Below are 20,268 nucleotides of genomic sequence, written 5' to 3' on the forward strand. Positions count from 1 at the left end.
AACGAGCTACGCCAGCGCCGCTTCCGCGTCGAGCGTGACGCCGACCGCCTGGATCACGGAGGCGATCTTGAAGGCCTCCTGCACGACCTCACGGTCGACACCCGCCTTGCGCAGCACCTGCTCGTGCGAGTCGAGGCACATCCCACACCCGTTGATCGCCGAGACCGCGAAGGACCACAGCTCGAAGTCGACCTTGTCGACCCCCGGGTTGCCGATGACGTTCATCCGCAGACCCGCGCGCATCGTCCCGTACTCGTTGTCCGAGAGCAGGTGACGCGTGCGGTAGAAGACGTTGTTCATCGCCATGATGGCCGCCGCCGACTTCGCCGCGGTGTACGCCTCGGGCGACAGGTTCGCCTTCGCCTCGGGCTCCAGCTCACGCAGCACGCGCGGGGAACGGGACGCGATGGCGGTCGCGAGGACCGTGCCCCACAGCTGCTGGGCCGGCAGGTCCGAGTTGCCGATGACCGAGCCCAGGTTGAGCTTCAGGTCCTTGGCGTAGTCCGGAACGGCGGACTTCAGTTCATCGAGGGCCATGCTCACTCACCGGCCAGCAGCGCGACCGGGTCGAGGGTGTCCTCGCCCGAGGTCCAGTTGCACGGGCACAGCTCGTCCGTCTGGAGAGCGTCGAGGACCCGGAGGACCTCCTTGGGGTTACGGCCGACGGAGCCGGCGGTCACCATCGTGAACTGGATCTCGTTGTTCTGGTCGACGATGAAGACGGCGCGCTGCGCGAAGCCGTCCTCGCCCTCGATGCCGAGGTCACGCATGAGCTCGTGCTTCGAGTCGGCCAGCATCGGGAAGGGCAGGTCCGTCAGGTCCGGGTGGTCCTTGCGCCAGGCGTGGTGCACGAACTCGGAGTCACCGGAGAAGCCGAGGATCTGGGCGTCACGGTCGGCGAACTCCTCGTTCAGCTTGCCGAACGCGGCGATCTCGGTGGGGCACACGAAGGTGAAGTCCTTGGGCCACGCGAAGACGATCTTCCACTTGCCCTCGTAGGTCTTGTGGTTGATCTGCTCGAACTCAGAGCCCTTCTCCAGCGAGACACAGGCAGTCAGGTCGAACTCGGGGAACTTGTCACCGACAGTGAGCACACGAACTCCTTGCAGTAGGAGACATCCCTTTTGGGGCTGTTTCCATGGGTTGGACTGCTCAAGATCGTGGCACAGGGTGCATTGATTACGGAAATAGCTAGACTCGGTCATGTTGATCGGAGGTGGCTATCAGTGGCCGTACGGAACGGAAAGCCCGTGGGGGCGCGGCGCCGGCAGCCCAGCCTGGCGCAGCTCAGGGCATTCGCCGCGGTCGCGGAGCATCTGCACTTCCGGGACGCCGCGGCCGCGATAGGGATGAGTCAGCCCGCTCTGTCCGGTGCCGTGTCGGCCCTGGAGGAGGTGCTCGGGGTGACCCTCCTCGAGCGTACGACGAGAAAGGTGCTGCTCTCGCCGGCCGGGGAGCGGATCGCCGTGCGGGCCAAGGCGGTGCTCGACGAGGTCGGCGCGCTCGTCGAGGAGGCCGAGGCGGTGCGGGCACCGTTCACAGGGGTGCTGCGGCTCGGGGTGATTCCCACGGTGGCGCCGTATCTGCTGCCGACGGTGCTGCGGCTCGTCCACGACACGTATCCGGACCTGGACCTCCAGGTGCACGAGGAGCAGACGTCGTCGCTCATCGAGGGCCTGGGGGCGGGGCGGCTCGATCTGCTGCTGCTCGCCGTGCCGCTCGGGGTGCCGGGGGTGACCGAACTTCCGCTGTTCGACGAGGACTTCGTGCTCGTCACGCCGCTCGACCACTGGCTCGGCGGGCGGGAGGGGATCCCGCGTGAGGCGCTGCGGGAGCTGAACCTGCTGCTCCTGGACGAGGGGCACTGCCTGCGCGACCAGGCCCTGGACATCTGCCGGGAGGCGGGCCGCGACGACGCTCCCGTCGCCACGACCGCCGCCGGGCTCGCCACGCTGGTCCAGCTCGTCGCGGGCGGCCTCGGGGTGACGCTGCTGCCGCGCACCGCCGTGTCCGTGGAGACCAGCCGGAGCAGCCAGCTGCTCACCGGGTACTTCGCGGAGCCCGCCCCCGCGCGCCGCGTGGCCTTCGCCATGCGGACGGGGGCGGCGCGCTCCGCGGAGTACGAGGAGCTGGCCTCGGCCCTGCGAACTGCCTTGCGGGGCATGCCGGTTCGCGTCCTCGGCGACCGCTGAGCGTCACTCCGTCCGCAGTCCCTCCGCCCGCATCATGCGGTACAGCGGAGGCAGGGACAGGAGGGTCACCGCGGCGATGACGGCGGCCGCCACCCCGCTCAGCGGGAGGAACAGCAGCCAGTCGGTCACCGGCTTGCCGAGGAGGCGCAGCATCAGCCAGCCGAGCGTCAGCCCGCCCGTGACCGCCACGGCCATGCCGAGGACCACCGGGATCGCCGTCTGCCAGAGCACGGACCAGGCGAGCGTCGAGCGCTTCGTGCCGTAGGCGACGAGCACCGACAACAGCCGCTTGCGCTCGCGGAGTTGCTCGATCTGCGAGACCAGCATCGACGCCGCGATGATCACCATGGTGAGCGCCGCGGCCGTGAAGAGGGCCGTGCGGATGCTCGCGTACTCCTTGTCGCGGCTCAACACCTCGTACGTCCACACCTGCATGCCCGGGTCGACCGCGAACGCGGTGTTGCGGACCTGGTCCGCCGCGTCCGGCACGTTCTCGTCGATCTGGATCTGCGCGTTGGTCGACGCGGTGTGCAGGGTCGCCGGGTCGAGGGCGCCGGGGGTGGCGAGGATGCCGCCGTAGTACTCGCCCGCCGGGTCCTTGCGGGAGTCGACGGTGCGCACGTCCTCGGGCAGCGACCAGTGCACCGGCTTCAGATCGGTGCGGCCCGCGTCCTCGGGGTTGTCCACGACGAGCCGCCCGCCGGGCACGGCCACCTTCTCCAACTGCTCGTCGCTGTACGAGTCGTGGGAGCGGGTGACGCGGAAGACGTCGCCGTCCGAGCACGAGGGCAGGTGGGCCAGCTCGCGCAGCGAGGGGCAGGAGCCGACGGACAGGGAGGTGGACGGGGCGTAGCCGTCCGCGCCGGGCTTGGCGCCCACCCGCTCGGCCGAGGTGATGACCGTGCCGATGACCTTCTTGACGCCCTTGGTGGTCCGGAACTCCTGGACCATCCGGTCGGCCAGCGTGCCGCTCGGGAAGTCGGTGTTCGCGCCGATCTGGGCGCGCTGCGGGTCCTGGCCGGTCGAGCTGTTGAAGCTGTCGTTGATGCCGACGGTGAACATCTGGAGGGCGATGCCGCCGGCCACCGCGATGGTGATGCCGGAGATCGCGCGGGTGGCGGCGCTGCTGTTCAACTGGAGCCTGCGGGTAGCCAGTTGCCAGGGGACGGAGCCGCCGCGCAGCCGGCTCACGACGGCCTCCACCAGCCAGGGCAGCACGAGCACCAGGCCGACGAGGGTCAGCAGGACACCGCCCGCGATCACCACCATGGACAGCTGGGACGCGCCCGCGTCGAAGCTGGACAGGAACAGGACCAGGAGGCCGGCGAAGGGGACGGGCAGCCGCCACCACAGCCTGCGGCTGCGCACGCGCCCGCCCCGTACGACACCGAGCGGCTCGATCGAGACGGACCGCAGGGCGAACACCGTGACGGCGATCGCGGACAGCGGCACCGCCAGCAGCACCAGCACGGCGAGGACCGGCACCGGGGTGAAGTCGTCGGGGAACGCGGACAGGCGCCACACCTCGACGTGGGCGAACACCTGCCTCCCCGCGAAGAAGGCGAGCAGGCCGAACGCGAGGCCGACGAGCGTGCCGAACAGCGCCTCACCGGCAGCCACCCACCGCGTCATCCGCGCGTCCGCGCCGACGAGTCGCAGCGCGGCGAGCCTGCGGTCGCGTCGCTCGCCACCGAACCGTACGGCGGTCGCGATGAAGATGGCGATGGGCGCGAGCAGCACCACACAGCCCAGCAGGATCAGCAGCACCAGGGCCGGATCGAGCGGGTTGTCGTCGCCCGCCTGCCCGAAGTCGTCGACTCGGGTGGCGCCGCGGTCGGTGCTGAGGCCGTCGCTGCCCGCGTACATGTACAGCTCGAAGGGGTCGCTCAGGCCGGCCTCGTGGATGGTGCCGACGTCGCGGAAGTCGTAGCGCTTCTTGAGGAGTTCGCCCTCGGGGGAGTCGAGGAGGTCGCGCAGCGCGGGCGAGACCAGCATCTCGCCGGGACCCGGGAGTTTGTCGACGCCGGGCGGCAGGACCGGGTTCTTGCCGTCGGCGTCCACCATGTAGCCGCCGACGGAGAGGTCCCGGTACGAGGAGGAGGTGTCGAGCGTGAGCAGCGTGCTGTCGGACGGCTTCACGCTCTCCTCGCCGAAGCCGATCGAGCGGGCGGCGGAGCGGGCGTCGCGCGCGCTCGTGAAGTTCGGCACGGACGCGGCGCCAAGGAGAACGGCGACGCCGAGGCCGACGCCGAGCGCGGTGAGCAGCGTACGGATCCAGCCCTCGCGGCCGCCGGAGAAGCCGAAGCGGACACCGAGCGCGAGGTCGCGCAGGCGGCCCGCGAGGCCGGGGTCCGTGGGTGCGGGCGGGGCCTGGGCGGGACGGTCGTCGAGGAGGGTCATCGGGCGAACTCCATGTCCCGGGCCTTGCCGTCCCGTACGACGATCTCGCGGTCGGAGTAGGCGGCGACCCGCGTCTCGTGGGTGACCAGGACGACGGCGGCGCCGGTGGTGCGGGCGGCGTCCGTGAGCAGCTCCATGACGCGCTCGCCGTTGAGCGAGTCCAGGGCGCCGGTGGGCTCGTCGGCGAACAGCACGCGCGGCCCCGTGACCAGGGAACGGGCGACGGCGACGCGCTGGCCCTGGCCGCCGGAGACCTCTCCCGGGCGCTTGCCCGCGAGGTCGTCGACCTCCAGGCGCTGGAGCCATTCGACGGCCCGGCGCTCGGCCTCCTTGCGCTTCACGCCGTTCAGCCGCAGCGGGAGCGCGACGTTCTCGACGCACGTCAACTCCGGGACCAGCTGCCCGAACTGGAAAACGAAGCCGAACTCGCCGCGGCGCAGCGCGCTGCGCTCCGCGTCGGACATGGCGGTCAGCTCGCGGCCGTTGTACGTGATGGTGCCGGAGTCCGGCGTGACGATGCCGGCGAGGCAGTGCAGCAGCGTCGACTTGCCGGAGCCGGAGGGGCCCATGACGGCGACGACCTCGCCCGGGTGGACGGAGAAGGAGGCGTCGTCGAGGGCCGGGGTCGGCCCGTACGTCTTGTGCAGGCCGGTGGCGGCCAGCAGGGAACCGGCGGGAGTGGTGGGGGAACTCATGAAGGACGTACCTCCGCGGCGAGCTTGTCGAGGCGCGCGGCGGTCAGTTCCAGCCAGCGCAGGTCGGCTTCCAGGTGGAACAGGGCGTGGTCGCAGATGAGTTGATCGGCGAGGTCGCCCTTGCGCTTGCGGTCCGTGAGGATGCGCATCAGGCGCAGGTGCTCGGCGCGCTGCGCGTCGAGGAGTTCGGTCGCGTCGCGCCGGGTCAGCAGGGCGAGGACGACCTTGGTGTAGAGGGTCGACTGGAGGTAGGGCTCCGGCTTCTCCGGCGTCGCGAGCCACTGCCGTACGTCGGTGACGCCGGCGTCGGTGATCGCGTACCGCTTGCGCTCGGGGCCGCCGCCGGCCTCGATCCCGTCGACCTCGACGAGGCCGTTCTTCAGGAGGCGGGACATGGTCGAGTAGACCTGCCCGTAGTGCAGCGGCTTGTCGTGCCCGAAGGTCTCGTCGAAGGTGCGCTTGAGGTCGTAACCGTGGCGGGGCCCTGATTCGAGCAGCCCGAGGAGGGTGTGGCCGATGGACATGCGAGGGACTATACACACCATGTATACGCGGTGTGTATAGCCGGACATGAGGACGCCGCAGGGGCTTGATGATTCAAGCCCCTGCGGCGATTGAGCAGATCCAGCCCCGCCGGCGTTTGAGGCGCGGGGTCCGGGGCGGAGCCCCGTGTCGTTCAGTCGGTCTCGTCGCCGGCCGAGGGACGACCTCGCCTCGGTATCGGCTTCGCCGAACCCGGCAGGCGCCCCGCCTCTGCGAGCGCCTTGCGCAACAGGAACTCGATCTGCGCGTTGGCCGAGCGCAGGTCCTCGCCCGCCCAACGCGCGAGCGCGTCGTACACCGCGGGGTCGAGCCGCAGCAGGACCTGTTTGCGTGCCGGGCGGCGCTCGCGGTCAGGGGGCGGCGTCACTGGTAGAGCGTTCCGGTGTTCAGGACGGGCTGCGCCGCGCGGTCACCGCAGAGGACGACCAGCAGGTTGGAGACCATGGTCGCCTTGCGCTCCTCGTCCAGCTCCACGAAGTCCTGCTCGGCGATCCGGGCGAGCGCGGCCTCGACCATGCCGACCGCTCCGTCGACGATCTGGCGGCGGGCCGCCACGACCGCGCCCGCCTGCTGGCGCTGGAGCATCGCGGACGCGATCTCGGGGGCGTACGCGAGGTGCGTGAAGCGGGACTCGATGATCTGGACGCCGGCCGCCTCCACGCGCGCGTGGAGCTCGAGGGCGAGCTTCTCCGTGATCTCCTCGGCGTTGCCGCGCAGCGACAGGCCCGCCTCGTCGTGCGCGTCGTAGGGGTACTCGATGGCGATGTGCCGGACGGCCGCCTCGGTCTGCGTCGAGACGAACTCCAGGAAGTCGTCGACCTCGAAGCTCGCCTGGGCCGTGTCCTCGACCTTCCAGACGACGACCGCGGCGAGCTCGATCGGGTTGCCGTACGCGTCGTTGACCTTCAGGACCGCCGTCTCGTGGTTGCGCACGCGGGTCGAGATCTTCGCGCGCGAGGTGAGCGGGTTGACCCACCGCAGGCCGTCCGTGCGGATCGTGCCCCGGTAGCGGCCGAAGAGCTGGACGACGCGGGCCTCGCCCGGCGCCACCATGTTCAGGCCCGCCATGGCGAAGACCGAGCCGATCGCGACCACGACGCCGACCGCGATGAGTGCGCCCCTGGTGCCTCCCGAGTCGGTGGAGCCGGCGAGCGCGATCAGGCCTCCGCCGACGATCAGGCCGACGAGGCCGAGCAGCAGGGCGAGCCCGCCGCCGATGCTGTGGGCCGTGAACTCGCGTACGTGCGCCTTCGGCATCTGTACGTCGGGAGTGTTCGGTGTGGCGTCCGTCTCGGACATGTCCGTCCCCGTATCTCTGAGCTGGTCGTTCGTGGCAGCACTGCCGCGAACGCGGTCTAGCAAAGTGATATCACTTTATCGCGTTCGGCAACCATCCGCACCTCTCGCTCGTCGGTTCCCATGGGGCAGGTGCTGATTGTCACGTCCGATATGGCCGAATCAACGAAGATTCGACATAAGTGACGGGTTAGGTTCTTGAGCCGATTCAGCACCATCGTGAGAACTGGGTTCGTACCCGTACGCGAGGGCGTACACGGACAAGGACAAGAAGCGGAGCGACTGAGGTCATGGGCCGAGCGGATGCGAGGAAGGCGCGCAAGCGCGCGGCGCGGCCGTCGGGCATACGCCGCTTCTTCACCTGGAAGAAGCTCCTGGGTACGTTCTTCGGACTCGTCCTGCTGTGCATGGGCGCGTTCATCGTGCTGTACCTGGTGATCGACGTACCCGAGGGCAACCCCGACGCCCAGGTGCAGAGCAACGTCTACAAGTACAGCGACGGCGCCACGATGGCCCGCACCGGTGAGGTCAACCGCGAGATCGTGGACCTGGCCGAGGTGCCCGAGGGCGTCCAGCACACCTTCGTCGCCGCCGAGAACAAGACGTTCTACACGGACAAGGGCGTCGACATGAAGGGCACCGCCCGCGGCATGCTCAACACCGTCATGGGCAAGGGCAAGCAGGGCGGCTCGACGATCACCCAGCAGTACGTGAAGAACTACTACCTGACGCAGGAACAGACCGTCTCCCGCAAGCTCAAGGAACTGGTCATCTCGCTGAAGGTGGACCAGAAGCAGTCCAAGGACGACATCCTCGCCGGGTACATCAACACCAGCTACTACGGCCGCGGCGCCTGGGGCATCCAGGCCGCCGCCCAGGCCTACTACGGCAAGGACGCCTCGAAGCTGAGCGTGGAGCAGGGCGCGTACCTCGCCGCGCTGCTCCAGGCCCCGAACCAGTACGACTGGGCGATCGCTTCCGACACCGGAAAGCAACTGGCCAAGGCGCGCTGGAACTACGTGCTCGACAACATGGTCGACATGCACTGGCTGAGCGCGAGCGAGCGGCAGGGCATGACGTTCGACAAGCCGATCCAGCCGAAGGCCGCCTCCGGACTCCAGGGCCAGGAGGGCTACCTCTACGAGGCCGCCAAGGACGAGGTGATGAAGGAACTGAACCTCACCGACGCGCAGTTCAACGCCGGCGGCTACACGATCACGCTCAACGTCGACCGCAAGAAGCAGAAGCAGCTCGAGAAGTCGGTCAAGGCGCAGCTCAACGACAAGCTCGACCGCAAGGACAAGAAGGCCGACGCGCGCGTGCAGGCCGGCGCCGTCTCCGTCGACCCGAAGACCGGCAAGGTCCTCGCGCTGTACGGCGGTGAAGGGCTCAGCGAGCACTACGTCAACAACGCGACCCGCACCGACTACCAGCCCGCCTCCACCTTCAAGCCGCTGATCCTCGCGGCCGCCCTGGAGAACGAGGCGACGACGCAGTCCGGCCAGAACATCACCGCGGACACGATCTACGACGGCACCAGCAAGCGCCCGGTCGTCGACAACGGCGAGAAGGTCGGCTTCGCCCCGCCGAACGAGGACAAGAAGAGCTACGGCCCGGTCACCGTCCAGACCGCCATGAACAAGTCCATCAACTCCGTCTTCGCCCAGCTCGGCGTCGACGTCGGCATGGACCAGGTGATGGCCACGGCGAAGAAGCTCGGCATGGACTCGGGCGACCTCAAGCCGTTCCCCGCGCAGACCCTCGGCACCATGGGCGCGAGCCCGATGGAGATGGCCGGCGTCTACGCGACCCTCGACAACCACGGCAAGAAGGTCACCCCGCGGATCGTGAAGTCGGTGTCCAAGCAGGGCGAGCCGGTCCCGCTGGAAGACGCTGTCGGCGAGCAGGTCATCAGCCGCGGCGCCGCCGACTCGGTCACCTCGGTCCTCACCGGCGTGGTCGACGACGGCACGGCGAAGACCTCCGTGCGCGACAACCCGGTCCGCGAGGGCCAGCAGGTCGCCGGCAAGACCGGTACCTCCGACGACAACAAGTCGGCCTGGTTCACCGGGTACACGCCGGACCTGGTCACCTCGGTGGGCCTGTTCGGCGAGGGCGCGCTGAAGTCGTCCGAGGCCGGCGCGCACGTGTCCATGGAGGGCGCGGGCGGCCTGCCGCGTGTCGACGGCGGCAGCTTCCCCGCCCAGATCTGGGCGCAGTACACCTTCAACTCGTCCAGTGCGAACGGGAAGTTCGACCTGGACACCGACATGGGCAAGGCCGTCCAGCCCACGACGACCGCCCCGGCCACCCCCACCGAGGAGCCCTCGACCGACCCGACGCCGAGCAAGTCGGAGACGACCACCCCGACGCCGACCCAGACGACGCCGAGCGGGACGCCGACGAGCGAGACGCCGACGACGGATCCGACGGAGACGCTCCCGGTCCCGACCGACACCCCGACCGAGAGCTGGCCGGAGGACCCGATCGAGCCGGAGAACGGCGGCGGGAACGGGAACGGCAGAGACTGACCGGCTACTCGGGGGAGCCGAGCCAGGTGCGGGCCGCCGCAAGGAAGGCCCGCACCCCCAGCTCGATCGTGGGGTCCTGGAGCGGCGCGTACTGCGGCGAGTGGTTCACCGGGATCTCCGCGGGCAGGCCGCGCGAGGCGAGCGTGCCCGCGTCGTGCCCCGCGAAGGCGGCCGGGTCGGCCCCGCCGAAGTGCCAGAACACCGAGGGCACACCGAGCTCCTTGCCGAACAGGCCGAAGTCCTCGCTGCCGTTGATCGGCTGCGGAAGCACAAGGACGCCCTGCTCGCCGAGCGCCCCGCGCAGCCCATCGATCGTCGTGGCGGTGGCGTCGTCCGTGTTCTCGGTGACGGGGAAGGAGCCGAGCGAGGTGAACTCCGGCTCCTTGGGGGAGCCCGAGGCCTCCGCCTCCGCCCGGACGATCCTGCGCACCGCGGCGAGCACCCGCTCGCGCACCACCGGGTCGACCGAGCGGATGTTGAGCTTCAGCTCGGCCTCGTCCGCGATGATGTTCTCCTTCGTGCCGGCGTGGATCGAGCCCACCGTCACGACGGCCGTCTGCGAGGCCCCGACCTCCCGCGAGACCACGGTCTGAAGCCGCATCACGACGGCCGCCGCGAGGACCACCGGGTCGACGGTCGACTCGGGCGTCGACCCGTGCCCGCCCCGCCCGAAGAGGCGTACGCGGTAGCTGTCGGAGGCCGCCATCACGGCTCCGGGCCGGGTCACCGCGACACCCGTCGGGAACGGCCCGACGTGCTGCCCGAGGCACACGTCCGGCTTCGGGAAGCGCTCCGCGAACCCGTCGCCCAGCATGTCCCGGGCCCCGCGGCCGACCTCCTCCGCGGGCTGGAACACGGCGACGACGGTGCCGCGCCACGTGTCCCGCTCCGCCGCGAGGAGCGCCGTCACGCCGAGCAGACACGTGACGTGCATGTCGTGGCCGCAGGCGTGCATGACCGGTACGTCGTTGCCGTCGCGGTCGGTGCCGCGCGCCACGGACGCGTAGGGCAGGCCCGTCGCCTCCAGGACGGGCAGCCCGTCCATGTCGGCGCGCAGCAGCACGGTCGGGCCCTCACCGCTGCGGAGGACCCCGACGACGCCGGTGCCGCCGACGCCCTCGGTCACCTCCCAGCCGCCCTGTTCGCGCAGCCGGGCGGCGACGATCCCGGCGGTGCGGGTCTCCTGGAGGGAGAGTTCGGGGTGGGCGTGCAGGTCCCGGTAGAGCTCGCGCAGGGACGGCAGGAGGCTGTCGAGGGTGGTGGCCGTGGCGGGTGTGGCGGTCATCGGGGCTCTCCTTGTACGGGTACGGGGGTGGGCTCGGACTCGTCGGGCAGCCGCAGCGCCCGGCGGAAGGTGAGCGTGGTCTGCGGGGTGACGCAGGCGAGGATCGCGGCGAGCACGGCGCCGACGACGAGGAAGCCGAACGCGGCGCCGAATCCGGCCGAGTCCGCGAGCAGCCCCATCGCGGTCGGCGCGACGACGCCACCGGCCTGCCCGCCGAATGTGATCAACCCGGCGGCCGCGCCGGTCAGTTCGGGCGGCAGGCTGCGCAGCGGCACCGCGAAGATCGGCATGTAGCCCAGCGAGGCGGACGCGATCGCCACCGTCATCCAGCCGATGAACGCGACGGTGCCGGAAGACGTCGCCATGAGGATCAGGGCGACCGAGGAGACCGCCATGGCGGGCACCACGATCTTGCGCTGATTGCCTTCGAAGCGGTCCGCGAGCCGGCCGCCGACGATCACGGCGACGGTCGCGGCGCCCGCGGGCAGGATCGACAGGGCGCCCGCCGAGGTGAGCGCGAGCCCGCGCTCCTGGTTGAGGTACGAGGGCACCCAGGTGTTGAGGCCCCACACGATGATGTCGTAGCCGAAGAACATCCCGGCGAACGCCCACATGGTTCCCGAGCGAATCACGGTGCGGGCGGAGCCGGTAGGCCGTGCGTCGGCCTCCGTCCGCTCCCGCTCGGGCAGCCACAGGCTGACGGCCGCGTACACGAAGACGCCGACGCCGGCGACGGTGAAGAACGCCGAGCGCCAGCCGAAGTGGGCGATGAGCGGCGCCGCGATCAGCGGGGCGACGACCGCGGCGACGGCGTTCGACGACTGCACGATGCCGTTGGCGCTCATCCGCTGGCCGGGCGTCGTCCGCTCGCTCACCGCCTTCATCGAGGCGCCGGGGAAGACACCTTCGGCGATACCGAACAGGAAGCGCACCACCAGAAGGATCGCGAACGAGCCTGCGAGTCCGGTGAGCGCCGTGAACGCGGACCAGATGAGCAGCGCCCAGCAGGTGACGCGCTTGGCGCCGAACCGGTCGGCGAGCATGCCGCCCGGGATCTGGCAGACGGCGTACGCCACGAAGAACACGGAGACCGCGAGGCCCTGCTGGGTACGGTTGAGGTCGAATTCGTGGCCGATCGAGGGCAGCGCGAGATTGATGACCAGACGGTCGATGTAGTCGATCAGCCAGGCGGCGAAGAGCAGCGTGACCGTGATCTTGGCGCCCTTGTCGAGACGCTCACGTGCGGGGCCTTGCGAGGGTGGGACCACAGGCACTCCTTCTAGAGTGGGCGTGCTGGTGTGGGGGACGGCTCGGAAGTGGGGACAGAATCCGGCCGCCGTGCGGGAAGGGGCCTCAAATGCTGGAAAACGGCAACGCGCACGGTCTCGTGCCGGAATCCGCCGCCTTCGAGGAGGCCGATCTCGCCCTGATCGACGCCCTGCAGACCGATCCGCGCGCCCCGTGGAGCCGGGTGGGACCGGCCGTCGGCATCGACGCGACGACCGCGGCCCGCCGCTGGGCGCGCCTGGAGCGGGCGGGCCTGGCGTGGGTGACGGCGTACGCGGGGCCGACGACGGCCACCGTCGCCTACGTGGAAGTGACGTGCACACCGGGCGAGTTGGAGGAGCTGAGCGCCCGCCTCGTCCGGCTTCCGTGGGTGTTCAGCGCGGAGCACGTGGTCGGCGACTACGACCTGCTGCTCTCCGTCGCGGCGCCCGACCTGCCCGCGCTCGGGCGCCGGGTCAGCGACGACCTGGGCCGCCTGCCGGGTGTGCGTGGCACGCGGACCCGGCTGAGCATGCGGCTCTACCAGGAGGGCAGCGGCTGGAAGGTGCGCGCCCTCGACCCGGCGGGGCGGGCGCGGCTCACCACGGCGGGACCCGGGCCGGGCGCGCCGTCCCGCCCGTTCCGGCCCCGCGACGAGGTCGACCTGGCGCTCCTTCGCGAGCTGGGCGCGAACGGGCGTGCAGGGTATGCCGAGTTGGCGTCGGCCGTCGGCGTCGGCGAGTCGACCGTGAGACGCAGGCTCGCGCGCGAACTGCGCGACCGGGAGATCCTGCTGCGCTGCGATCTGGCCCAGCAGCTGGCGGGCTGGCCGGCCCTCGCCACGTATCGGGCGACCGTCCCGCACGGCACGCTCGACCGCACGGGTTCGGCGCTCGCCCGCCTCCCGCAGATGCGCCTGTGCACGTCGGTCACGGGGTCCTGCAACCTGCTCTTCCAGGTCTGGCTCCGCGACCTCGACGGCATGGCCACCCTGGAGGCCGCCCTGGACGACCGGTTCCCCGCCCTGCGCGTCGAGGACCGCACGGTGACGCTGCGCACGGTGAAGCGGATGGGGCGGGTGCTCGACGACCGGGGGCGGGCCACGGGGTATGTGCCGGTGGGGTTCTGATTGTTCAGGCGTTCTGCTGGGGGTGCGCCGCGCGCCACGCCGCCATCGACGCGTCCCACCCGTCCCCGGACAGCGCCGTCAGCGACGCAGGGAAGAGGCCGTCCTCCTCCTTGGCGATGTGCCGGTGCAGCTCGTCCGTCTCGTCCTTGAGGCGCTGTACGTCGGCGGGGTCCGTGAGGTCGAGGGTGGGCAGCAGCGCGCCGAGCTCGCGGTGCTCGGCGACCAGGGCGTCGATGTAGTCGGCGTACTCCGGGTCGTCACGCATCACCGCGAACAGGCCGTCCTCCTCGCCCTTCCAATGCGAGGCGAGCTCCTGCGCCATCGTGTCGACGAGCGTCCGCGCGGCCGCCACGTCGCCGCGCTCCAGCGCCCGCAGCGCGTCACCGGCGGCGTCGGTGACGCGCTCGTGCTCGGCGATGAACTCCTTGATCAGCGGGATCTCACGGCATCCGCAGTAGTGGCACATGGCCACATATTTACGGCACCGGAAGCTCGAACCAGACGACCTTGCCGGTGGACAGGCGCGTCGCGCCCCACCGCCGGGCGAGCCGGTTCACCAGGTAGAGCCCGCGGCCGCCCTCGTCCGTCGCCCGCGCCTGCCGAAGCCGCGGCAACTGCGGTACGTCGTCGCCCACTTCGCAGCGCAGCACGTCGGTCCGCAGCAGGCGCAGGGTCACCGGACGCGTGGCGTACCGCACCGCGTTCGTCACGACCTCGCTCACCAGGAGTTCGACCGAGTCCGTGAGGTCCTCGAGGCCCCAGCGGTCCAGGGCGCTGCGCGCCAGCCTGCGGGCCCGGCCCGGCGCAGCGTCCTCCGGCTCCAGCGTCCAGTACGCGACGTCGCTCGGCGCGATCCCGTCGAAGCGGGCGGCGAGCAGCGCGATGTCGTCGTCCCGGTCGCCCGGGCCGAGCATGTCGAGGACCTCGTCGCACAGTGCCTCAAGGGGCGGCGGATGGTCGGGGCCGGTCAACTGCGCGGTCGCGGCGAGCCGTTCGCGCAGCTGCTCTATCCCGGTCCACACGTCCCGCAGCCGGGACTCGACGAGCCCGTCCGTGTAGAGGAGCAGCGTCGCGCCCGCCGGGGCGTCCAGCTCGACCGCCTCGAAGTCGACCCCGCCGACGCCGATCGGTGCGCCCGGCGGCACCCGCAGCACCTCGGAGCGCCCGCCGAGGTGCAGCAGGACGGGCGGCGGATGCCCGGCGTTGGCGATGGTGATGCGGTGCGCGACCGGGTCGTACACGGCGTACATGCAGGTCGCCATGCGGTCCGTGCCGAGCCGCTGGGCCTGTTCGTCGAGGTGGTGCAGGACCTCCTGCGGGGGCAGGTCGAGTCCGGCGAGGGTCTGCGCGGTGGTGCGCAGCTGGCCCATGATGGCGGCCGACGTCATCGAGTGGCCCATGACGTCGCCGACGACCAGGGCAACTCGGCTGCCGGGCAAGGGGATCGCGTCGTACCAGTCGCCGCCGACCCGCGCCGTCTCCGCCGCCGGCAGATAGCGCGATGCCAGCCGCACGCCCGTCGGGTTCGGCAGCGTCTCCGGCAGCATCGTGCGCTGCAACTCGTCCGCGATGTACGCCTCGCGGCCGTACAGCACCGCCTTGTCGATGCCGAGCGCGCTGTGCGTCGCCAACTGCCCCGCCACCAGCAGGTCGTCGGCGTCGAACGCGTGCCGGTCGGGGCGGCGCAGGAACACCGCGGCCCCGATCACCCGGCGGCGACCGCGCAGCGGTGCGAGGATCGCGCGCTGGCCGCCCGGCAACGCCCGGTCCGAGCCGAGGAGTTCGGGCAGTGCGGCGAGCGCGGCGGGCGAGTCGGCGAACACCGGGCGTACGCCGCGCAGCACCTCGGCGAGCGCGCCACCGACGCGGACCTCGCACAACTCGGCACTGCCCGCCGTCAGTTCGATCTGCGGGGTGATCGGGACCGTGATTCCCGCGCCCTCGGAGTCCGAGTCGGCGGTGGTGTCGTTGGAGTCCGGGATCCGGTCGGTGCGGCGCAGGCGCAGCACCATGGGCCCGGTCGGCCGCTCGTCGCCCACCGGCAGCGGCTCGCGCAGATACACCAGGATCGCGTCGGAGAACGTGGGCACCGTCGCCCGGCACAGGCCCATCACGATCTCGTCGAGGTCCAGGCCGCGGGCGATCCGCCGGGTCGCGGCGCCGACGAAGCGCAGCCGGTCGCCGTCGCGCCGCATCGCCGTCGGCTGTCCGCTGGGGCGCGGCTGCCCGGTGCGGCGGTCGGCACCCTCCGGAGGCCCGGGCCGCACGGGCTCGGGGGAGGGCGCCACGGGCTGCGCGTGCTCGGCGTCCGGGGTGGAACCGGAAGCTCGCCGTGGCTGCTCCGGCAGGCCTCCGGAGCCCGGGGCGGAGGCCTCGCCGGAGGTCTCTGGGGTGTGCCGAAGGGCCCCGCGGGGGTCGGCGGGGCGGGCCGCCGTTCCGTGGTGGCGGCCTTCGTGGGAGGTGGGATACTCCGTCACGCGTGTCGATTCCGTCCGTCCGGGGCTGCGCGCCGCGTCACTGGCCAGTGCGCCGGCAGTTGGGGAACAGCTGGGGCCAGGGCCTGTCGGGGGTGGCGCCGCTGCCGGTGACCTGCGGCGTGTCCCGTAGGGGACCGGATACCCGGAACCCGCGCTCCGGGAACGGAATCCCTGCGGCCGGGCACGCCGGGGACCTGCGGACAGCTCTGCTCGCGGTCCCGGCAGCCGTCGTGTCCCGGCCCGCCCACTGCGTCGTCTCGCCCACGTTCACGGTCCAGCCGCCCCTCGATGACCTCGTTGACATCGTGTCAGACCAGTTGTGCGTGCCAAGAGTTGTCCCTGGAATCCGCACATCCGGACCGGTGCTCTCTTGCGGAGGACGATCCTACGTTTACCCCATGGGGGCGCATCAAGGGTCTCATGAGGACACGTGCGCGGGCGTACGGTCCCAGTCGGCCGGCAGGGCGGGAACCGGCCACGCCGGGTCCGGGCGCCAGTGCTGCCAGCCGTCCGGGAACGGCCGCCGCCAGTTCTCGATCGCCTCGACCGCCAGGCGCCCCGCGGACCGCACCTCGGACGCCTGTGCGGGGCTCATCAGGCCCACGGCCTGCGCCTGCGCGAACTCGTCCTCGTCGTGCCAGCGCCAGCTGCCGTCCGGGTACACCGACAGGTCGAGGAAGTGGTCCTCCGAGTCGACGCCCCCGGCCCAACGGGCGCGCGGCGCCTCCAGGTTCACGTACCAATTGCGGAACCTCCAGCCCGGCTCCCAGAACAGCCACACCGACCAGGGGTCGCCGGGCCGCGCCAGCTTCAGCACGCCCGTGCCGGACCAGCGGTCGCGCTGAAGGGTGCGGGGCTTGGTGTAGCGGGTGGCGAGCGGCTCGCGGTGAACGGGCGTGCCGTCGGCGATCACCGGCTTCACGCACTCGGTGCCGGGCGCCATCCACACGGCGAGCAGCTCGTCGGTGTCCTGGACGACCGTGACCGGACGGCAGATGTGGAAGCCGTCGCCCCCGTTGGCGCGGTAGCGCCACAGGATCGGCTCACCGGGCGCCCAGCGCCCTCCACTCTCGGTCATCCGGTAGTCGTCTGTCATGCACAGATATTAGGTGCCAACGGCATACGACGCTGCGGTGCGTATCACGAATACGCCAACCGACCACGGGCTGTTACGGCCGCGTCATCCGCAGGACATCGAGTGCCTCGTCGAGTTGTTCGACGGTGAGGTCACCCCGCTCCACATAGCCGCCGTCGAGGACGACTTCACGGATGGTGCGCCGCTCGGCGAGCGACGTCTTGGCGACCTTGGCAGCCTCCTCGTAGCCGATGTACTTGTTGAGCGGCGTGACGACGGACGGGGAGGACTCGGCGTACTCGCGGGCGCGCTCGCGGTTGGCGGTGATGCCGTCGACGGTGCGGTCGGCGAGCAGCCGGGACACGTTGGCGAGCAGCCGGATGGACTCCAGCACGTTCTTGGCGATCACCGGGAGCATCACGTTCAGCTCGAAGTTGCCCGCGGCGCCGGCCGCGGCGACCGTCGCGTCGTTGCCGGTGACCTGGGCCGCGACCATCAGCGTCGCCTCGGGAATGACCGGATTCACCTTGCCCGGCATGATCGACGAACCGGGTTGCAGATCCGGGAGGTTGATCTCCGCGAGTCCCGTACGCGGTCCGGACGCGGCCCACCGCAGATCGTTGGCGATCTTCGTCAGGCCGACGGCGATCGTCCGCAGCTGGCCGCTCGTCTCCACGATCCCGTCGCGCGCGCCCTGCGCCTCGAAGTGGTCGCGGGCCTCCGTCAGCGGCAGCCCCGTCGCGCGCGCGACCTCGGCGATGACGGCGGCCGAGAACCCGGGCGGGGTGTTGATGCCCGTGCCGACCGCGGTGCCGCCCAGGGGGAGTTCGGCGAGGCGGGGGAGCGAGGCGGTCAGCCGCTCGACGCCGTAACGGACCTGCGCCGCGTAGCCGCCGAACTCCTGGCCGAGAGTCACCGGCGTCGCGTCCATCAGATGCGTACGCCCCGACTTCACGACATCGGCGAACTCGGCGGACTTGCGCTCCAGGGACGCGGCCAGGTGCTCGAGGGCCGGGATCAGGTCGTGGGTGACGGCGGCGGTGGCGGCGATGTGGATGGAGGAGGGGAAGACATCGTTGGACGACTGCGAGGCGTTCACGTGGTCGTTCGGGTGCACGTCGCGGCCCAGGCGCTCGGTGGCGAGCGTGGCAAGCACCTCGTTGGTGTTCATGTTCGACGACGTACCGGAGCCGGTCTGGAACACGTCGATCGGGAACTCGTCGTCCCAGCGGCCCTCGGCCACCTCTGCGGCGGCCGCGGCGACGGCCTCGGCGATGTCCTTGTCGACCACCCCGAGCTCCGCGTTCACCGTGGCCGCCGCGCCCTTGATGCGGGCGAGGGCCTCGATGTGGGCGCGCTCGATGCGCTGCCCGGAGATGGGGAAGTTCTCCACGGCGCGCTGCGTCTGGGCCCGCCACTTCGCGGCGGCGGGCACGCGGACCTCGCCCATGGAGTCGTGCTCGATGCGGTACTCGCCGTCGGTCTCGCTCATCCCGGATACGTCGCTCATACCAGGTACAGCGAATACGACGGCGGGGTTGTTCCGGAACGCCGGAACAACCCCACCATCGTGTGATGCCTACTGGTTACGAGAGGCCGGGGCCGCGCACCGGGATGTGCGTGAAGGTCGGCTCGGGCGCCGGGTTCTGGAAGAAGTCGTTGCCCTTGTCGTCCACGACGATGAACGCCGGGAAGTCCTCGACCTCGATCTTCCAGACGGCCTCCATGCCGAGCTCCTCGTACTCGACGACCTCGACCTTCTTGATGCAGTCCTGCGCGAGACGCGCGGCCGGGCCGCCGATGGAGCCGAGGTAGAAGCCGCCGTGCGCGTCGCACGCGTCGGTGACCTGCTTGGAGCGGTTGCCCTTGGCGAGCATGACCTTGGAGCCGCCCGCGGCCTGGAACTGCTCCACGTAGGAGTCCATGCGGCCGGCCGTGGTCGGGCCGAAGGAACCGGACGCGTAGCCCTCGGGGGTCTTCGCCGGGCCCGCGTAGTACACGGGGTGGTCCTTCAGGTACTGCGGCATCTCCTCGCCGGCGTCCAGGCGCTCCTTGATCTTGGCGTGCGCGATGTCGCGGGCGACGACGAGCGGGCCTGTCAGGGAGAGGCGGGTCTTCACCGGGTGCTTGGCCAGCTCGGCGAGGATCGCGTCCATCGGCTGGTTGAGGTCGATCTTCACGACGTCGCTCGACTCGTCCTCGGAGAGGTGCTCGTCGGTCGTCTCCGGCAGGAAGCGCGCCGGGTCCGTCTCCAGCTGCTCCAGGAAGACGCCCTCGGCGGTGATCTTCGCGACGGCCTGGCGGTCGGCGGAGCAGGACACCGCGATGGCGACCGGGCAGGACGCGCCGTGCCGCGGCAGGCGCACCACGCGCACGTCGTGGCAGAAGTACTTGCCGCCGAACTGCGCGCCGATGCCGATCTTCTGCGTCAGCTCGAAGACCTTGTCCTCGAGCTCCTTGTCGCGGAAGCCGTGCCCGAGCTCGGAGCCCTCGGCCGGGATCTCGTCCAGGTAGTGCGCGGAGGCGTACTTGGCGGTCTTCAGGGCGTACTCGGCGGAGGTGCCGCCGACGACGATCGCGAGGTGGTACGGCGGGCAGGCGGCCGTGCCCAGGGAGCGGATCTTCTCCTCCAGGAACTTCATCATGGAGGACTCGTTCAGTACGGCCTTCGTCTCCTGGTACAGGAACGACTTGTTGGCGGAGCCGCCGCCCTTGGCCATGAAGAGGAACTTGTAGGCGCCGCCGTCCGTCGCGTAGAGCTCGATCTGCGCGGGGAGGTTGGAGCCGGTGTTCTTCTCCTCCCACATGTTCAGCGGGGCCATCTGCGAGTAGCGCAGGTTCAGGTTCTGGTAGGCGTCGTAGATGCCCTTGCTGAGGGACTTCTCGTCCTCACCTTCGGTGAGGACGTTCTGCCCGCGCTTGCCCATGACGATGGCGGTGCCGGTGTCCTGGCACATGGGGAGCACGCCCGCGGCCGCGATGTTCGCGTTCTTCAGCAGGTCGAGCGCGACGAACTTGTCGTTGCCGGACGCCTCGGGGTCGTCGATGATGCGGCGCAGCTGCGCGAGGTGCGTCGGGCGCAGGTAGTGTTGGATGTCGTGGATGGCCTCTTCGGCGAGCTTGCGCAGCGCCTCCGGCTCGACCTTCAGGAACGTACGGCCGTCCGGCCCCTCAGCGGTGGAGACACCCTCCGAGGTCACCAACCGGTACGTGGTGGGGTCCTCACCTTGGGGAAGCAGATCGGTGTACGCGAACTCAGGCATCTCGCCCATTCCTCACTCGACAGAGACAGCAGCTGGCATCCGTTGGCAGCGCCAACCAGCGTAGAACCTGGTCGGGCGGCCGAGCCTGTGAGGTAAGGCTCAGTTGGCCCCTGGCG

Annotated in this window: 17 protein-coding genes; 3 read left to right on the forward strand and 14 right to left on the reverse strand. The window is 70.7% G+C overall.

The window, feature by feature from the left end; translation table 11 throughout:
* Positions 1-6: 6 nt before the first annotated feature.
* Together OHA73_RS27310 and OHA73_RS27315 are read right to left on the reverse strand one after the other, a co-directional pair.
* Positions 7-537, reverse strand: a complete 531-nt coding sequence (locus tag OHA73_RS27310; protein ID WP_266713587.1) for an alkyl hydroperoxide reductase — start codon at positions 535-537, stop codon at positions 7-9.
* 2 nt (positions 538-539) lie between these two features.
* Positions 540-1,094 (reverse strand): peroxiredoxin, encoded by a 555-nt coding sequence (locus OHA73_RS27315; RefSeq protein WP_327656374.1) that lies wholly within the window; start codon positions 1,092-1,094, stop codon positions 540-542.
* A 132-nt stretch (positions 1,095-1,226) separates the two neighbouring features.
* Between OHA73_RS27315 and OHA73_RS27320 the strand changes: the two genes are divergently transcribed.
* Positions 1,227-2,192, forward strand: a complete 966-nt coding sequence (locus OHA73_RS27320; RefSeq protein ID WP_443063132.1) for a LysR substrate-binding domain-containing protein — start codon at positions 1,227-1,229, stop codon at positions 2,190-2,192.
* Positions 2,193-2,195: 3 nt separating this feature from the next.
* Here the strand turns inward: OHA73_RS27320 and OHA73_RS27325 are convergent, their stop codons facing one another.
* The 5 genes from OHA73_RS27325 to OHA73_RS27345 form a co-directional block, all read right to left on the reverse strand.
* A complete protein-coding gene (locus OHA73_RS27325) occupies positions 2,196-4,592 on the reverse strand; it encodes an FtsX-like permease family protein (protein WP_327656375.1) in 2,397 nt (798 codons plus the stop codon).
* On the reverse strand, positions 4,589-5,287 hold the full coding sequence (locus OHA73_RS27330) for an ABC transporter ATP-binding protein (RefSeq protein ID WP_266713593.1): 699 nt from the start codon (positions 5,285-5,287) through the stop codon (positions 4,589-4,591). Before OHA73_RS27330 ends, OHA73_RS27325 begins: the two co-directional genes overlap by 4 nt.
* Positions 5,284-5,811, reverse strand: coding sequence for a PadR family transcriptional regulator (locus tag OHA73_RS27335; RefSeq protein ID WP_266713595.1), 528 nt, complete (start codon positions 5,809-5,811; stop codon positions 5,284-5,286). The genes OHA73_RS27330 and OHA73_RS27335 overlap by 4 nt, the downstream gene beginning before the upstream one ends.
* 152 nt (positions 5,812-5,963) lie before the next feature.
* Positions 5,964-6,197 (reverse strand): hypothetical protein, encoded by a 234-nt coding sequence (locus OHA73_RS27340; RefSeq protein ID WP_266713596.1) that lies wholly within the window; start codon positions 6,195-6,197, stop codon positions 5,964-5,966.
* The gene (locus OHA73_RS27345; RefSeq protein ID WP_327656376.1) at positions 6,194-7,129 is read right to left on the reverse strand and encodes an SPFH domain-containing protein; all 936 of its coding nucleotides are present in this window, start codon (positions 7,127-7,129) and stop codon (positions 6,194-6,196) included. The genes OHA73_RS27340 and OHA73_RS27345 overlap by 4 nt, the downstream gene beginning before the upstream one ends.
* A 287-nt stretch (positions 7,130-7,416) precedes the next feature.
* Here OHA73_RS27345 and OHA73_RS27350 point away from each other — a divergent pair, with 287 nt between their 5' ends.
* Positions 7,417-9,657 (forward strand): transglycosylase domain-containing protein, encoded by a 2,241-nt coding sequence (locus tag OHA73_RS27350; RefSeq protein WP_327656377.1) that lies wholly within the window; start codon positions 7,417-7,419, stop codon positions 9,655-9,657.
* Between the two features lie 4 nt (positions 9,658-9,661).
* Here the strand turns inward: OHA73_RS27350 and OHA73_RS27355 are convergent, their stop codons facing one another.
* Positions 9,662-10,942 carry an amidohydrolase gene (locus OHA73_RS27355; protein WP_327656378.1) on the reverse strand — a complete coding sequence of 427 codons (1,281 nt, stop codon included), beginning with the start codon at positions 10,940-10,942 and terminating at the stop codon, positions 9,662-9,664.
* Positions 10,939-12,210 carry an MFS transporter gene (locus tag OHA73_RS27360; RefSeq protein WP_267069382.1) on the reverse strand — a complete coding sequence of 424 codons (1,272 nt, stop codon included), beginning with the start codon at positions 12,208-12,210 and terminating at the stop codon, positions 10,939-10,941. The genes OHA73_RS27355 and OHA73_RS27360 overlap by 4 nt, the downstream gene beginning before the upstream one ends.
* A gap of 89 nt (positions 12,211-12,299) precedes the next feature.
* Here OHA73_RS27360 and OHA73_RS27365 point away from each other — a divergent pair, with 89 nt between their 5' ends.
* Complete coding sequence (locus OHA73_RS27365) at positions 12,300-13,337, forward strand: Lrp/AsnC family transcriptional regulator (protein WP_266713601.1); 1,038 nt, start codon at positions 12,300-12,302, stop codon at positions 13,335-13,337.
* Between the two features lie 4 nt (positions 13,338-13,341).
* On the opposite strand, the gene OHA73_RS27370 is transcribed toward OHA73_RS27365, so the two are convergent.
* The 5 genes from OHA73_RS27370 to OHA73_RS27390 all read right to left on the reverse strand — a co-directional run bounded on the left by OHA73_RS27370 (position 13,342) and on the right by OHA73_RS27390 (position 20,152).
* Positions 13,342-13,803 (reverse strand): hemerythrin domain-containing protein, encoded by a 462-nt coding sequence (locus tag OHA73_RS27370; protein ID WP_327656379.1) that lies wholly within the window; start codon positions 13,801-13,803, stop codon positions 13,342-13,344.
* Positions 13,804-13,813: 10 nt separating this feature from the next.
* A complete protein-coding gene (locus OHA73_RS27375; RefSeq protein ID WP_266713603.1) occupies positions 13,814-15,814 on the reverse strand; it encodes an ATP-binding SpoIIE family protein phosphatase in 2,001 nt (666 codons plus the stop codon).
* A gap of 418 nt (positions 15,815-16,232) precedes the next feature.
* Complete coding sequence (gene fomD / locus OHA73_RS27380; protein ID WP_266713604.1) at positions 16,233-16,910, reverse strand: cytidylyl-2-hydroxypropylphosphonate hydrolase; 678 nt, start codon at positions 16,908-16,910, stop codon at positions 16,233-16,235.
* Positions 16,911-16,983: 73 nt separating this feature from the next.
* Entirely contained in the window at positions 16,984-18,381 is a 1,398-nt protein-coding gene (locus tag OHA73_RS27385; RefSeq protein ID WP_327658534.1) for a class II fumarate hydratase, read from the reverse strand.
* A 94-nt stretch (positions 18,382-18,475) separates the two neighbouring features.
* Positions 18,476-20,152 (reverse strand): fumarate hydratase, encoded by a 1,677-nt coding sequence (locus OHA73_RS27390; RefSeq protein WP_266713605.1) that lies wholly within the window; start codon positions 20,150-20,152, stop codon positions 18,476-18,478.
* Positions 20,153-20,268: the final 116 nt, after the last annotated feature.

Source organism: Streptomyces sp. NBC_00483, assembly GCF_036013745.1.
Taxonomy (GTDB): domain Bacteria; phylum Actinomycetota; class Actinomycetes; order Streptomycetales; family Streptomycetaceae; genus Streptomyces.

Excerpts from the sequence above, each read along its gene's own strand:
- OHA73_RS27365 (WP_266713601.1), top strand. The coding sequence starts at position 12,300 with ATGCTGGAAAACGGCAACGCGCACGGTCTCGTGCCGGAATCCGCCGCC.
- OHA73_RS27325 (WP_327656375.1), bottom strand. The coding sequence starts at position 4,592 with ATGACCCTCCTCGACGACCGTCCCGCCCAGGCCCCGCCCGCACCCACG.
- OHA73_RS27390 (WP_266713605.1), bottom strand. The coding sequence starts at position 20,152 with ATGCCTGAGTTCGCGTACACCGATCTGCTTCCCCAAGGTGAGGACCCC.
- OHA73_RS27385 (WP_327658534.1), bottom strand. The coding sequence starts at position 18,381 with ATGAGCGAGACCGACGGCGAGTACCGCATCGAGCACGACTCCATGGGC.
- OHA73_RS27350 (WP_327656377.1), top strand. The coding sequence starts at position 7,417 with ATGGGCCGAGCGGATGCGAGGAAGGCGCGCAAGCGCGCGGCGCGGCCG.
- OHA73_RS27330 (WP_266713593.1), bottom strand. The coding sequence starts at position 5,287 with ATGAGTTCCCCCACCACTCCCGCCGGTTCCCTGCTGGCCGCCACCGGC.
- OHA73_RS27370 (WP_327656379.1), bottom strand. The coding sequence starts at position 13,803 with ATGTGCCACTACTGCGGATGCCGTGAGATCCCGCTGATCAAGGAGTTC.
- OHA73_RS27335 (WP_266713595.1), bottom strand. The coding sequence starts at position 5,811 with ATGTCCATCGGCCACACCCTCCTCGGGCTGCTCGAATCAGGGCCCCGC.
- OHA73_RS27310 (WP_266713587.1), bottom strand. The coding sequence starts at position 537 with ATGGCCCTCGATGAACTGAAGTCCGCCGTTCCGGACTACGCCAAGGAC.
- fomD (WP_266713604.1), bottom strand. The coding sequence starts at position 16,910 with ATGACAGACGACTACCGGATGACCGAGAGTGGAGGGCGCTGGGCGCCC.
- OHA73_RS27355 (WP_327656378.1), bottom strand. The coding sequence starts at position 10,942 with ATGACCGCCACACCCGCCACGGCCACCACCCTCGACAGCCTCCTGCCG.
- OHA73_RS27345 (WP_327656376.1), bottom strand. The coding sequence starts at position 7,129 with ATGTCCGAGACGGACGCCACACCGAACACTCCCGACGTACAGATGCCG.